Annotated in this window: 11 protein-coding genes; all 11 read right to left on the reverse strand. The window is 53.9% G+C overall.

Features of this window, described 5'->3' with window-relative positions:
* Positions 1 to 37 precede the first annotated feature (37 nt).
* The 11 genes from VH86_RS23160 to otsB all read right to left on the reverse strand — a co-directional run bounded on the left by VH86_RS23160 (position 38) and on the right by otsB (position 14,322).
* Entirely contained in the window at positions 38 to 1,717 is a 1,680-nt protein-coding gene (locus tag VH86_RS23160; RefSeq protein WP_045834237.1) for a methyl-accepting chemotaxis protein, read from the reverse strand.
* Positions 1,718 to 1,882: 165 nt separating this feature from the next.
* A complete protein-coding gene (locus VH86_RS23165) occupies positions 1,883 to 3,553 on the reverse strand; it encodes a methyl-accepting chemotaxis protein (protein WP_045834238.1) in 1,671 nt (556 codons plus the stop codon).
* A gap of 249 nt (positions 3,554 to 3,802) precedes the next feature.
* Positions 3,803 to 5,479 carry a methyl-accepting chemotaxis protein gene (locus VH86_RS23170; protein ID WP_045834239.1) on the reverse strand — a complete coding sequence of 559 codons (1,677 nt, stop codon included), beginning with the start codon at positions 5,477 to 5,479 and terminating at the stop codon, positions 3,803 to 3,805.
* Between the two features lie 170 nt (positions 5,480 to 5,649).
* Positions 5,650 to 6,147 carry a chemotaxis protein CheW gene (gene cheW, locus VH86_RS23175; RefSeq protein WP_034821837.1) on the reverse strand — a complete coding sequence of 166 codons (498 nt, stop codon included), beginning with the start codon at positions 6,145 to 6,147 and terminating at the stop codon, positions 5,650 to 5,652.
* A 22-nt stretch (positions 6,148 to 6,169) separates the two neighbouring features.
* Positions 6,170 to 8,152 (reverse strand): chemotaxis protein CheA, encoded by a 1,983-nt coding sequence (cheA, locus tag VH86_RS23180; RefSeq protein ID WP_197080243.1) that lies wholly within the window; start codon positions 8,150 to 8,152, stop codon positions 6,170 to 6,172.
* Positions 8,153 to 8,162: 10 nt separating this feature from the next.
* Positions 8,163 to 9,194 carry a flagellar motor protein MotB gene (gene motB / locus VH86_RS23185; protein WP_038647414.1) on the reverse strand — a complete coding sequence of 344 codons (1,032 nt, stop codon included), beginning with the start codon at positions 9,192 to 9,194 and terminating at the stop codon, positions 8,163 to 8,165.
* The gene (gene motA, locus VH86_RS23190; RefSeq protein WP_034821846.1) at positions 9,191 to 10,078 is read right to left on the reverse strand and encodes a flagellar motor stator protein MotA; all 888 of its coding nucleotides are present in this window, start codon (positions 10,076 to 10,078) and stop codon (positions 9,191 to 9,193) included. The genes motB and motA overlap by 4 nt, the downstream gene beginning before the upstream one ends.
* Positions 10,079 to 10,210: 132 nt before the next feature.
* The gene (gene flhC / locus VH86_RS23195) at positions 10,211 to 10,789 is read right to left on the reverse strand and encodes a flagellar transcriptional regulator FlhC (RefSeq protein WP_034821849.1); all 579 of its coding nucleotides are present in this window, start codon (positions 10,787 to 10,789) and stop codon (positions 10,211 to 10,213) included.
* Positions 10,789 to 11,139 carry a flagellar transcriptional regulator FlhD gene (flhD, locus tag VH86_RS23200; RefSeq protein WP_038647417.1) on the reverse strand — a complete coding sequence of 117 codons (351 nt, stop codon included), beginning with the start codon at positions 11,137 to 11,139 and terminating at the stop codon, positions 10,789 to 10,791. The genes flhC and flhD overlap by 1 nt, the downstream gene beginning before the upstream one ends.
* A 961-nt stretch (positions 11,140 to 12,100) precedes the next feature.
* Complete coding sequence (otsA, locus tag VH86_RS23205) at positions 12,101 to 13,537, reverse strand: alpha,alpha-trehalose-phosphate synthase (protein ID WP_045813941.1); 1,437 nt, start codon at positions 13,535 to 13,537, stop codon at positions 12,101 to 12,103.
* Positions 13,534 to 14,322 carry a trehalose-phosphatase gene (gene otsB, locus VH86_RS23210; protein ID WP_045834241.1) on the reverse strand — a complete coding sequence of 263 codons (789 nt, stop codon included), beginning with the start codon at positions 14,320 to 14,322 and terminating at the stop codon, positions 13,534 to 13,536. Before otsB ends, otsA begins: the two co-directional genes overlap by 4 nt.
* Positions 14,323 to 14,545 lie beyond the last annotated feature (223 nt).

Raw genomic sequence — 14,545 nt, forward strand, 5'->3', positions numbered from 1 at the left:
TGCTGCCAGTTGGGCCGCCTTGCGGCGGCCACACGGATTAAAAGGTTTCCCAGTTATCGTCCGCGCTACGTGCACCTGCGTGTTGTGCCAGCGCTTTGACTGCGGCTGGACGCAAAGTTTTTGGCGCTGTAGATACGTTAACGGCCTGAGCGACAAATTCTTTACCAATATTGAACACCGCAACCGACTGTTTCAGTCGACTGGCCTGATCTTCCAGTGCCGCAGCCGCCGTGGCTGACTCTTCCACCAGCGCGGCGTTCTGCTGTGTCACGCGGTCCATCTCGTTCACTGCCAGACCCACCTGGTCGATTCCGCGACTCTGTTCATCCGACGCCGAGGCGATTTCGCCCATGATGTCGGTGACGCGAGTAACGGCGTTGACGATGTTGGTCATGGTTTCGCCTGCGCTCTCCACCAGCACCGAACCGGTGTTGACGCGACTCACCGAGTCTTCGATCAGGCCTTTGATCTCTTTCGCTGCCTGGGCGCTACGCTGTGCCAGACTACGCACCTCGCCCGCCACCACAGCAAAGCCACGTCCCTGCTCACCCGCACGTGCCGCTTCCACCGCCGCGTTGAGTGCCAGAATGTTGGTCTGGAACGCGATGCCATCAATCACACTGATGATATCGGCGATTTTCTTCGAGCTGCCGGTGATCTCTTTCATGGTGGTGACCACGCCATCCACCACTTTGCCGCCGTGCTGCGCGGTTTCAGAGGCAGTCAGCGCCAGCTGTGAAGCCTGACGGGCGTTTTCGGCGTTCTGCTTCACGGTCGCGGTCAGCTGCTCCATGCTGGCAGCCGTCTCTTCCAGAGAAGCGGCCTGCTGTTCAGTACGTGAAGAGAGATCGTTGTTACCCATGGCGATTTCGCTGGCACCGGTGTAGATAGCGTCTGAACCATCACGCACGGTACGTACGGTATTCGCCAGCTCCTGCTGCATGTGCTGCAGTGAAGTCAGCAGTTCGCCCATCTCGTTGCGCATACTGACATCGATCTGCTGCGTCAGATCGCCACGTGCGATATGACGAATATGGTCGATGCTCTGTTTCAGCGGACGAATCAGCACGTTGCGCATACCGCTCCACACCAGCGCAATCACCAGCAGGGTCACCAGCAAGGTGCCGATCACCAGCATGATGGAGTGCTGATAGGCGCTCTCATTGGCATCAATACCCTGCTTAGCCAGCACGATGTTGTAGTTAAGCCATGCGGTGTAATCCTTTTCGAATTTATCCTGCATACCTTGCGTAGGCTGATCGACAAAGCCTTTGAAATTCCCGTTACCCAGGAAGTCAATCAGCTCGGCGAGTCCGCCGCGGAAGGCGTTGTAGTTGGCCTGCAGCGTCTTGACGTTCTCTGCGCTTTTGCCCTTCTCAGACAAATTCGCGTTGAACTCCGCAAAGGCCTGGTCAGCGGTTTTCAACTCCTCACTTGCCAGCGCGACCAAATCTTTCACGGTTGCGCCTGAGCCAGCCTGCTGGCTGTCCAGCAAATAGCGGATCCCTGCACGATTCAGCGTGTTACGCGCCTGAACCAGCGATACCCAAGAGGTGCCCATCGCCCGTTGCAGCGTACTGAGACGCTGGTTGTAGGCAAAATTCTCTTTATCGGCTTTCACCGTGGTAAAAAACATCCCTCCGGAAAACAGCTGCAGCAAGGCAAACAGTGCCAGCACACATAACAGCCCGGAAACGACACGAATACGACTAAACATAAACACCTCATTGGTTGGCGGATCGCTCCTGTTATCGGCGTTCACAGGGGGATCTTTATGTTGTCTGCAACGGGTTGGACCAGCGGGAATTAAGGAGGATCTGGGATAAATTAACGTGTGCCGACAGGTGAACGGACGCACCTGCGTGCGCCCGGTTAAAAACGTTTAAAATGTCTCCCAGTTGCTGTCACTCACTGGCGCGGTGACCGTTTTGCGCGGTGTACTCAGCACCGGCTGCACGCTCGGTGACGCGCGCACCACCGCAGTGGCCTGCGAGGCACGCGGCACGCGGAATACCGCCACTGACTGGCTCAAACGACTGGCCTGCTCTTCCAGTGACGCCGCAGCCGCGGCGGATTCTTCCACTAGCGAGGCATTCTGCTGGGTCACGCGATCCATCTCCGTGACCGCCTGGCCGACCTGATCGATACCGCGGCTCTGCTCATCCGACGCGGAGGCGATTTCGCCCATGATATCGGTGACACGCGTCACCGCGCCGACGATATCATTCATGGTTTCACCGGCGGTGCCGACCAGCTGCGAACCGCTGTTAACCCGATTCACCGAATCTTCAATTAAACCTTTAATCTCTTTCGCCGCCTGCGCGCTGCGCTGTGCCAGATTGCGCACTTCACCGGCGACCACCGCAAAGCCACGACCCTGCTCACCGGCGCGAGCGGCTTCAACCGCCGCATTCAGTGCCAGAATATTGGTCTGGAAGGCAATGCCATCGATCACGCTGATGATATCGGCGATTTTCTTCGAACTGCCGGCAATATCACTCATGGTACGCACCACGCCATCCACCACTTCGCCGCCTTTGCGTGCGGTATCAGAGGCACTGAGCGCCAGCTGAGATGCCTGACGGGCGTTCTCCGCATTCTGCTTCACGGTCGCCGTCAGCTGCTCCATGCTGGCCGCCGTCTGTTCCAGCGAAGCCGCCTGCTCTTCAGTACGGGCGGAGAGATCGTTGTTGCCCGCCGAGATTTCGCTCGCGCCGGTAAAAATGGCATCCGAGCCATCACGCACATGACTGACGGTGCGCACCAGCGACTGCTGCATCTCATGCAGGCTGGCTGCCAGTTGGGTCATCTCGTTACGCCCTTCCACGGCAATATGCTGCGTCAGATCGCCAGAAGCGATATGGCGGATATGGCCCAGCAGCTGATGCAAGGGCTGAATCAGCACCGCACGCAGACCGAACCAGCAGCCGACAATCACAAACACCACCACCAATGCCACCACCGCCAGCAGCCACATCATGGTGTGGAACGCTTGCTGGTTCTGCGCCACGCCTTCCGCCGCCAGCGCACTCTGCGCAGTGCGCCACTCTGCATAAGTGGCCTTCATCTTCACCTGTTTGGCTTCAATGTTCTGCGCAAACATGCCTTGCAGATCGTTAGCTTTCAAACGTTCCAGCATCGCTTTCAAGCCATCGTTGAAGGCGGCGTAGTCCGTTTCCAGCCGATCGCGCAGTGCGTCCGGCAAGCCTGGCGTACCCGGCAGATCGTAGTAACGCTGGTAGTGCCCGGCAGCCACATCCAGCTGCTTTTCCGTCTGTGCAATCAGCGCCTGAAGCTGGCCGCCGTTGGACTGTGCGGCCATGCTGCCTTGCATGCGCAACATCGCGCGGTTTAATACGGTACGGGTCTGGTTGAGTTCAATCCAGGCATCGGACATCGCGCCGACGTTGTTGGTCGACGTTTGTGCCACGGCAAAAGCTTCTTTATCTTTTTGTAAGGCAGACCAGAACAATCCACCCGACAGTAACTGCAAAGCACCAAAGACCAGTAACACCGCGATCAGACTGGTGACAACATTGATTCGTTTTAACATGGGTTCTCCAAAGAGTGAGGCATTTCGGCTCCCGCTGTTATCGACCGCAGTTGTTAAATTTTGAGGGGCTTTAACGGATTTTACGAAATATAATTCTGCCAATAACTTTCTTTACAGTGTTTTATAACTAAAGAAATTGTCATTAAAAAAAATGCGCCTTTACCGAATAAACGATAAAAGCGCATTGATGTTGTTGGAATAAAAGGATATTGCGGCAGTGGGTGCGCCAGCGCACGCCACTGCAAGCGATTAAAACGTTTCCCAGTTACTGTCGCTGACCGACGCCGTTACGGCTTTACGGGGTGTACTCAACACCGGCGGCGCGATCTGCGGATGGCGCACCACGGCACTGGCCATGCCAGGCTGTTCGGCACGCGGCACACGGAACACCGCTACAGACTGGCTCAGACGGCTGGCCTGCTCTTCCAGCGAAGCCGCTGCCGCAGCAGACTCTTCGACCAGCGAGGCGTTCTGCTGGGTCACGCGATCCATTTCCGTCACTGCCTGACCGACCTGATCGATACCGCGACTCTGTTCATCAGAGGCTGAGGCGATTTCGCCCATTATATCGGTCACGCGGGTGACCGCATTGACGATTTCACTCATGGTTTCACCGGCGGTACCCACCAGCTGCGAACCGCTGTTGACGCGATTGACAGAATCTTCAATCAGACCCTTAATCTCTTTCGCCGCCTGGGCGCTGCGCTGTGCCAGGTTGCGTACTTCACCTGCCACCACCGCAAAGCCACGCCCCTGCTCGCCAGCGCGCGCCGCTTCCACCGCTGCGTTTAGCGCAAGGATGTTGGTCTGGAAAGCGATACCGTCAATCACGCTGGTGATATCAGCGATCTTCTTCGAACTCCCGGCGATATCGCTCATGGTGCGCACTACGCCTTCCACCACGTTGCCGCCCTTCTGTGCGGTTTCAGAGGCACTCAATGCCAGCTGTGACGCCTGACGGGCGTTTTCGGCGTTCTGTTTCACTGTGGCGGTCAACTGTTCCATGCTGGCTGCGGTCTGTTCCAGCGAGGCGGCCTGCTCTTCCGTACGGGCTGAGAGATCGTTGTTACCCGCCGAGATTTCACTCGCGCCGGTGAAGATCGCATCAGAGCCGTCACGCACGTTACTGACAGTACGCACCAGCGACTGCTGCATGTCATGCAGGCTGCTCGCCAGTTGGCTCATCTCATTGCGGCCTTCAACGGTAATACTCTGGGTCAGATCACCCTGCGCGATCGACTGAATGTGGGCAATGTTAGTGTTCAATGGATTAATCAGAATGCGGCGCAGGTTCACCCAGCACAATCCAATCACCACTAATACCACCACCATGATAGTGCCCAGAATCCAGCTCATGCGGCTGAAGGCATCGGCATTTTTTTCCTGGCCTTGTGCTGTCAGCTTCGCCACATCCGCACGCCAGTCGGTGTAAGTTTTCAGGAATTTGCTCTGGCTCGGTGCCACTGGCACGCTGCCCGCTTTTGATAAATCGTTAGCAACCAGCGCATCCTGCATCTGTCCCAATGCCGTGGCGTAAGCCGCATAGCCCTCATCCAGTTGCCCCGAGAGTTCAGTATTTTGTCCCGGTGTATCCGGAATCGCTTTATAGAGTTTGAAATTATCCGCTGCTTTTTGCTGGAACTGCTTGCTGTCGTTGAACAGTCCCTCAATATCCGGCTCTTTGTTGGCCAGTTTACTGGTGGCGATACGCAACTGGATGCGCGTCAATACAACACGGCTTTGGTTGAGGCTCATATAAGCATCATTCAGCGCCGAAAGGTTTTGGCTCGCTAGCTGCGACACATTGAAGCTGGATTTGTCGTCGTTTAATGCTTTGAGGAATATTGATCCGGATATGACCTGCAGCAGGCCAAACATCAGTAGCACCACCAGCAGACTGGTGACTACGCGAATTTTTTTTAACATAGATAGCCCTGGGAAAAGTAAGTAAATGGAACGCAGTATTTATCGGCGGGCGAGGCAGGGAGTTTAATGAAAGTTGTGTGAATAAATATTGTTATTATCTGATTTTTATAGAAATTATTTCAATGCGGGATTATCACGGGCCGATGCTGCCAGCCCGTGATTGTCGATGATTACGCGCTACGCAGCGTATCCACCAGCGCCATCTCTTCGCTGCTCAGCAGCTTCTCGATGTCGACCAGAATCAGCATACGCTCGCCCAGTGCGCCGAGGCCGGTCAGGTACTCGGTAGACATGGTTACAGCGAATTCCGGTGCCGGACGAATCTGTTCTTGCATCAGAGACAGCACATCAGACACGCCATCCACCACGATACCCACGACGCGGTGCTCAAGATTCAGCACGATCACCACGGTGTTTTCGTTGTATTCCACATCCTGCTGCGCGAACTTCACGCGCAGGTCGATGATTGGCACGATCACGCCACGCAGGTTAGTCACACCCTTGATGAACTCAGGGGTGTTAGCAATGCGCGTTACCTGATCGTAACCCCGAATCTCCTGCACTTTGAGAATGTCGATGCCGTACTCTTCGTCACCCAGGGTGAAAACTAAGAATTCCTGGCCCACGGTTTCGCCAGCGATTTTGGTCACGGTTGCCATGTCAGTCATTTTTTTGCCCTTTATTTATCTATTACGCTGCGGCACCGGCCACACGCTTTTCACGGTTCAACGATTGCAGTGCAGAAACATCCACAATCAGCGCCACGCTACCATCGCCGAGGATGGTGGCGGCAGAAATGCCCGGCACTTTGCGGTAGTTGCTTTCCAGATTCTTCACCACCACCTGATGCTGGCCAATCAGCTGATCCACCAGCAGTGCATAACGACGGCCTGCGCTCTGCAGAATCACCACGATGCCCTGGGTCGCATCGGTTTTGGCATTCTGCACATCAAACACATTCCACAGCTCAACCAGCGGCAGGTATTCGCCACGCACTTCCAGCACGCGCTCGCCACCCGCCAGCGGTTTCAGCTCTTCAGCCGTTGGCTGCAGGGATTCCATCACCGCGTTCAGCGGCAGAATGAACACTTCATCTGCCACGCGCACTGACATGCCATCCAGGATAGCCAGCGTCAATGGCAGCAGGATGCGAATGGTGGTGCCTTTGCCCTGCTTCGAGGAGATTTCGACGTGACCGCCCATCTCCTGAATGTTTCGTTTCACCACGTCCATGCCCACACCACGGCCGGACACGTCAGTCACCTGTTCCGCCGTTGAGAAGCCCGGTGCGAAGATCAGCATGCCGACTTCTTCATCGCTCATGCTGTCGCTGACGGGCAGTCCAGAGGACAGGGCTTTCGCCAGAATACGTTCACGGTTCAGACCGGCGCCGTCATCGATCACTTCGATGCAGATATTGCCGCCCTGATGTTCTGCTGACAGCGTCAGATTGCCCACCGCCGTTTTGCTGGAGGCCAGACGCTTCTCTGGCGTTTCGATACCGTGGTCAAGACTGTTACGCACCAGGTGCGTTAACGGATCGATAATGCGCTCGATCAGGCTCTTATCCAGTTCAGTTGAGCTACCCAGCAGCGTCAGCTCCACTTCTTTGCCCAGCTTGCTGGCCAGATCGCGCACCAGACGTGGGAAGCGGCTAAACACATACTCCATCGGCATCATACGAATCGACATCACCGACTCTTGCAGGTCACGCGCGTTACGCTCCAGCTGGCCCATGCTGTTCAGCAGGTCGCCGTGCGCCACAGGATCCAGTTCGCCAGAACGTTGTGCCAGCATCGATTGGGTAATCACCAGCTCGCCAACCAGGTTGATCAGCTGATCCACCTTCTCAACCGCTACACGAATACTGCTGGATTCGCTGGTTTTGGCCGGCGCTGCCGCACGTTTCGCTTCACGTTTGGCTGGCGGGGTCATGTCAGTTACGGTGGCGGTTTGCACCGGTGCAGGGGCTTCCACCGCAACGGCTTCGGCAGGTGCTGCTGCGACGGCGGCCGCGCCTTCCGGGAAATGAATCTGCGCTTCATCAATAACAAAACAGAGTACCGCAACGATGTCGTCTTTACCGACGCCATCAATGGTCACTTCTAACGAGTGGGTGCCTTTCACCACGTTGGAGACGGTGCCGAGGTTACCCAGCTCCTCCAGCATCAGTTCCGGCTCTTTCTCTTTCAAATCGATCAGTTGCAGGCGTAAACCCGCTGCTGCTGTCGGGGCCGCGGCGATCTCCACCACGTCGGCCACTTTCGCCGGTTCGGGTGCGATTCCTTTGGCTTCCAGCGCCAGCTGACGCAGTGCTTCGCAGATATATTTGAAGTTTTCTGCGTTGGGTTCCTGCGCCGTTTTATAGGCATCGAGCTGTTCTTGCATAATATCTTTGGTTTCCAAAAACAGGTTGATGATGTCGGTGCTGAGCTGCATTTCGCCGCGGCGCGCACCATCCAGAATGTTTTCCAGGATGTGGGTGGTTTCCTGTAAAACCGTAAAGCCAAACGTACCGGCTCCGCCCTTAATGGAGTGGGCGGCGCGGAAAATGGCATTCAACTGCTCGGAATCGGGCTCCTGGGGATCCAATCCCAACAGGTGTTGCTCCATATCCGCTAACAGCTCATCGGCTTCATCGAAAAACGTCTGGTAAAAATCGCTGATGTCCATGCTCACGGGATCACCTCGGCTGTGAGGGTTGGTCTGGTGTCACCGCGCCTGCCGCTGGCTGCGCTGCTGGTGCAGGTGCCACCGCACTGGCCGGCGAGGCCGGAGTCGCGGTAGAACTTGCGGGTGCAGCAGATGCAGCGGGACCGGTCGGTGCGGTAATGTCGGGAATAATTTGTGCCGGGTCAGTTATCTGCGCGGCATCGCTCTCAGAGTTCTCTTTCTCAATCGCAGCCTGTGTGTCATGGTTCAACACCAGCAGACTGATACGACGGTTTACAGCATCGTTCGAACCACGATTCTTTAACTTCATGGTGTCAGCCATGCCCACTACGCGCAGCATTTTGCCCCCATCCAGCCCGCCAATCACCAATTCACGACGTGAGGCATTGGCGCGGTCTGCTGAGAGTTCCCAGTTGCTGTAGCCACGGTCGCCAGACGCATACTGGAAATCATCCGTATGGCCAGCGAGACTGATCTTGTTCGGAATATCATTCAGCACCGGCGCAATAGCGCGCAGGATGTCACGCATGTACGGCTCCACTTCTGCGCTACCGGTTTTGAACATTGGGCGGTTCTGGCTATCAATGATCTGAATGCGCAGCCCCTCTTCCACCATGTTGATGATCAGATGCGGACGCAGTGCTTTCAGACGCGGATCGGCTTCAATCAACTGGTCCAGCTTTTCGCGCAGACGATTCAGACGAATCTCCTCCAGCTTTTTCTTCTGCGCATCCATATCGACCACTTTCTTCACTTCACCGTCTTTACGCGTTGGATCATCACCACCGCCGGGGATCGGGCTTTCGCTATCGCTGCTGCGCTGGCCACCGGTCAGCGCGACTTTCAGCGGCGTGCGAAAGTATTCTGCAATCTGAATCAACTCTTTCGGGCTGGAAATTGAGAGCAGCCACATCACCATAAAAAACGCCATCATCGCCGTCATAAAGTCGGCATAGGCAATCTTCCACGAGCCGTGGCTGCCATGATGACCTTTATGTTTGCGCTTTTTAACCAGCACAATGGGGCGATTGCCTGCCTTCATGAGTTCTGATCCGAGGTTTGTTTCGCAGGATTTTTCGCGTTACGCACATGCTCTTCCAGCTCGGAGAACGACGGACGCTCAGCGGAATACAGGGTTTTACGTCCAAACTCCACGGCGATCTGCGGTGCGTAACCATTCAGACTGGAGAGCAAGGTCACCTTGACGCACTGCATCATTTTGGTGGTTTCGGCACACTTCTGACGCAGCACTGACGCCAGCGGCGAGATAAAGCCATAAGCCAGCAAGATGCCGAGGAAGGTTCCCACCATGGCGTGTGCTACCAGTGCGCCCAACTCTGCTGCCGGGCGATCGGCTGAGGCCAGTGCGTGTACCACGCCCATCACCGCCGCCACGATACCGAAGGCAGGTAAGCCATCGCCCATGGCCGAAATACTTTGCGCCGGCACTTCACACTCGTGCTCGTAGGTCTCGATCTCTTCGTCCATCAGCGCTTCAATTTCAAACGCATTCATATTTCCGCTCACCATCAATCGCAAATAGTCGGTAATAAAATCCACCAACTGTTTATCGGACAAAATACGCGGATAGTTAGCAAAAATTTCGCTCTGGCTGGGATCTTCAATGTCACGTTCTAATGACAGCATGCCTTGCTGACGTGATTTCGCCATCAGGCGATACAGCAGTGCCATTAAATCCATGTATACAGCTTTGTTATATTTCGAGCCGCGCATTAACATTGGCAAGGCTTTTAATGTTTTCTTGATCGACTTGCCATTGTTGCCCACTAAAAAGGCACCAATACCGGCACCGCCGATAATAATCAGCTCGGCAGGTTGATAAAGCGCCCCCAGATGGCCACCGACCATCATATAGCCGCCCAACACGGAGCCGACGACCACGATATAACCCAGAATAATCAGCACAAAAAATCCTTACGTCCGTAACGTGTTGGTAGAAGTTAAGCCAGAGAGCCGCAGGTGTTATTCGTAAATCGTGGGCAAAAAAAAAGCAGCGGACTAAGCCGCTGCTGGATGTTTTCCACGATGCGAACAAACTTAAACGGCGCGTTTAACCTGTTCATCCAGCAGTTGTGGAAAGGTATCGGCAGAATCTGCAGAAAGTTTACGTCTTTTTACGGCACGTGATGGCGGCTGGCACAGGCTGCAAACAAAGCTGCCAACAGGCTGATGAGCGTGATTAATAAAGCTCCCGCCACAGCATTTACAGTCAGACAATTCCAGCATGCCGCTTTCAACGAATCGCACCAGGGTCCATGCACGCGTTAGCGCCAACAGCGGGCCCTCGTCCGATTGCGGACACTGCTCAAGATACAAGCGATACGCTTTAATCACCGCTTCAACACCATTGCTCAGCCCGGTTTTCAACAGGAACTGCCAGGCATTACAGAACATGGATGAGTGAATATTTTGTTCCCAGGTCATGAACCAATCGGTTGAGAATGGCAGCATGCCTTTCGGTGGTGGTGCACCACGCAGCTCTTTATACAGTTTAATCAGGCGACCACGGCTCAGCTGAGTTTCACTCTCCAGCATTTGCAGTCGTGCGCCCAACGTAATCAGCTCCATGGCCAGCTGAATATCGCGCGCTTCCTGAACAATACTTTTTTCGGTCATTAAACCGCCCTCTTCTTCGCGGAAGCATCATCTTTTGACGCGTTCCGCAGTAAACGGCTGGATAATAAAATGCCGGTGTGGATTTGCTGCAGGTCATCCACGCGTGATTCTTGAGTCAAACGATTAATATGGCTGTGATCGGTAAAGCGGAACTGGCAAACCAGTTGATTGGTTTCCGCTAATTTTACCATCTCAGGCAAGGTTAATTGCGACAATGCATCTGCCATCGATTCATCGATGCCTAAACGAAACATTGCTGAAGCTTTTTCCTGGTTAATTAAACGCTGAGCAAGAAGCAAATATGACAGATTGATGTCATATATATGTTTTAGTAATTCTGATGTACCCATTTTTTTCCATCCTGATAGACGCGACACATATACGGCCACAGAATTTAAATTTCTATGGTTCGGGTTGCTGGTTGGTAAATCTAAAGATGGCAAAAAATTATCAGGCACAAGCCAACGTGTACTGAACTGTTTCATTCCCCACCGGGGCATTGGTCAGTAGTAGTCAAAACTCCAGGCCATTCTTTTATCGAGTTGTAACCATCTTCCGTGACGTCTGCTTACAGTTTTTTAAGACTAATCCGAAAACAACGCAAATCTATATCGTCTGATATCGACATACAACGTGAGTGGAGCGAAATTTTAGATAAAGTGTGATCTACATCACACTTTTAAGGCAAATTTTTTCCTGGAAGCTTCAGAATTGCTTTTCTGTTGTACGTTTTTTGAACGAATTTGAATTGTTTCGCTAATATTTCACTCTTAAAAGCCCCTGTTTAGCCTGTGTGGTCGATTGTCATGACAACGCGATCTTTTATCTGTTGAGTTGGTTTTAAATGGCGATATGCAGCCACTTAAGATCGTGATTGCAGCATAATATGCTGATTTCATGAAAAACTATTTGCTTCTAAATTAATCACTTATAGGGAATATTGCCGAAAGGCACTACCACCATGATGATAGATAAGCGTGAAGACTGGACGCAGCGCGCCTGGGAACTGTTAGGGCTTTGTAGGGAGTGTTTAGCGAACGGCAGTGGATGTAACAGTGCGTTACATTAGTGATATGAATGAATTATGGATTTGACGCATTGATCTGAGATAACTATCGGCCTGACCAACCAAACCTTTAGGGCTGACATGAAAAAAAAGCTTTTTTCGCGTTCAATTGCACGCTTTTTAACCAAAACGTGCGATTTTGGCAGCCGTGTCAGGCAGTTACCCCTTAAGCAAATGAAAACGTTTTCGCAGGTTTAAGATGGGTAGTGAAAACGGTGCGCAGAACTGCGCACCGGAAAGCAGATTTAGGCGAGTTTCGGGAAGGTCGCGACTTTATTGGCGATACCATGATCGGCGCTGCGCGCAGGTAACGCATTTAAATCACGCAGGAAGCTTTCACGCCATTGCGTAATATCCTGCTTACGCAATACCGCCATCATGTCGTTATAGCGCGAAATACGCTCCGTGCGCGGCATGGTGAGCGCTCTGTCGAGTGCGGCGGCCACTTCATCACGATCGTAAGGATTAACGATCAATGCCGATGTCAGCTCATTTGCCGCCCCCGCAAAGCGAGACAGCACCAGCACGCCCGGATCGTCCGGGTCCTGCGCGGCCACATATTCTTTCGCCACCAGGTTCATGCCGTCACGCAGCGGCGTGACCAGACCCACATCGGTTAAGCGGAAGATTTTCATCAACAGGCGACGATCAAAGTGCTGGTTCAGATAATAGAGCGGTGTCCAGCCGAGCGTACCGTACTTACCGTTAATGCGCCCCGCTTCCGTCTCTAATTGATGACGAATATCCTGATAGGCCTGCACATCGCCACGAGACGTCGGCGCGATTTGGGAATAACGGATATTGCCGCGATGCTGCGGGAAATTCTCCAGCAGTGCCTCATAAGCCAGAAAACGCTCCGGTAATCCTTTGGAATAATCGAGCCGCTCGCTGGCAATAATGTTTTGCACATCGCCCAGTTCACGTTTCATCGCCGCCATCTTCGGTGGCAAATGTCCCTCAGCCATCTCTTTTATGCTGTCCGGTTCGATACCTATCGGATACACCTCCGTCATAAAGGTATTGCCAAAGGCACGGTGTTTCTTCTCACCTTTATTCTGCAACTGCGTCAACTGGCTCAGGCTATCGAGGAAGGCCACGCGATCGGATTCGGTCTGGAAACCCAACAAGTCATAATCGCACAGCATCTCCAGCAGCGTCTGATGCGGTGGCAGCGCATTAAAGATCTCCGGCGTCGGGAACGGGATATGTAAAAAGAAGCCGATGCGATTATTCACACCCAGTTTGCGCAACTCGGCCGCAAACGGCAGCAGATGATAATCATGGATCCATAACACATCGTCGGGTTGCAGCAACGGTTTGAGGCGCTGCGCCAGTAAGGTGTTTACGCGGCAATAGCCATCCCAGGCTTCACGCTGATACTGCACTAAATCCAGACGATAGTGGAAGGCAGGCCAGATAACGGTATTGGAGAACTGGCAGTAGTACTGATCGTAATCGTTCTGATTGAGCGGCAGAGAAGCATAGGTGATGCCATCCTGCTCGACTTGCGAAAGAGGCTCATCTTCCTCGCCAGAAAATTCACTGATCTCTCCGTTCCAGCCAAACCACAAGCCTCCGGTGGTGCGTAACGCGTCCAAAATGCCCACCGCAAGACCCCCTGCGCTGGCTTTGCCTCCATCCGGAATGGCGATACGGTTAGATACCACGACTAAACGACTCATAACCTTGACTCCTTACCGACGATGTCATGTTCTAGTTGTAATAATAGTTGCGCCAGCCAGTGCCATACCGCGTCAACGCTGTCGAGACGGTAGCGCGCATGGCTGGCGCCTTCTCCGACCTTGACTGAAATGCCCTGCATGGCGTTCACGGCGAGAAATCCTTTTTCATCGGTCAGATCGTCACCCACGAAGACCGGAATACGGCCAATAAAGGGGGCTTCTTGCATGAATTCACGTACCGCCGCACCTTTATCGATGCCCTGCGGCTTCAATTCCACCACGCACTTGCCCGGCTGTAGCGCCAGCGCAGGAAAGCGCATCACGGCGTCCTCTGCCAGTTGCATGATGGATTTCTCGTACTCGGGCGCGTTGCGATAGTGCAGTGCGAACGCCATGCCTTTCACTTCCAGCAGGGTGCCTGGCCATTGGTCGAGCGTTTGCTGCAGTTCGGTTTGTAGCGTTTGCGCAATATCGCCAGGCAACGAATGCCGGTGCACGTGCCCGCTGGCGTCACGGCGTTCTGCACCATGCACGCCAGCAGCGGGCGCTTCCAGTGGCGCAACCAGTGCATCCAGTTGCGCAATCGGACGGCCCGATACCAGCGCCAGGGCGCCATGACTCAGATTGGAGATTTGTTGCAGATGCTGGCGCACCGATGCGGGGATGGAAACCGACTCGGGTTGCGATTCAATGGTCGCTAGCGTGCCGTCGACATCAAAAAAGAAGGCATAAAGACCGCCGCTGAGTGACGGCAAGGTGCTGTTCTGATTAACCGCAGGGGTCACGTCTCCTCCTGTTCATTGGGCTTTAACAGGATGTTCGAAGTCAGGCTGGGTGTTTTCAGTCCGATGTCTGGACTGAGGCGAGGAGATTGAGCCAAAAACGGGGGACTGCGATAGGTAACTCTCCACAAACGCACAACTTTATTGCCAACACAGCAACCTGACTGCGAACATCGTCAGCATTAAGTCTAGACGGAGATCACAGTTTTGCCAGGCGCAGCGGGTT

The organism is Pantoea sp. BL1, assembly GCF_000963985.1.
Classification (GTDB): domain Bacteria; phylum Pseudomonadota; class Gammaproteobacteria; order Enterobacterales; family Enterobacteriaceae; genus Pantoea; species Pantoea rwandensis_B.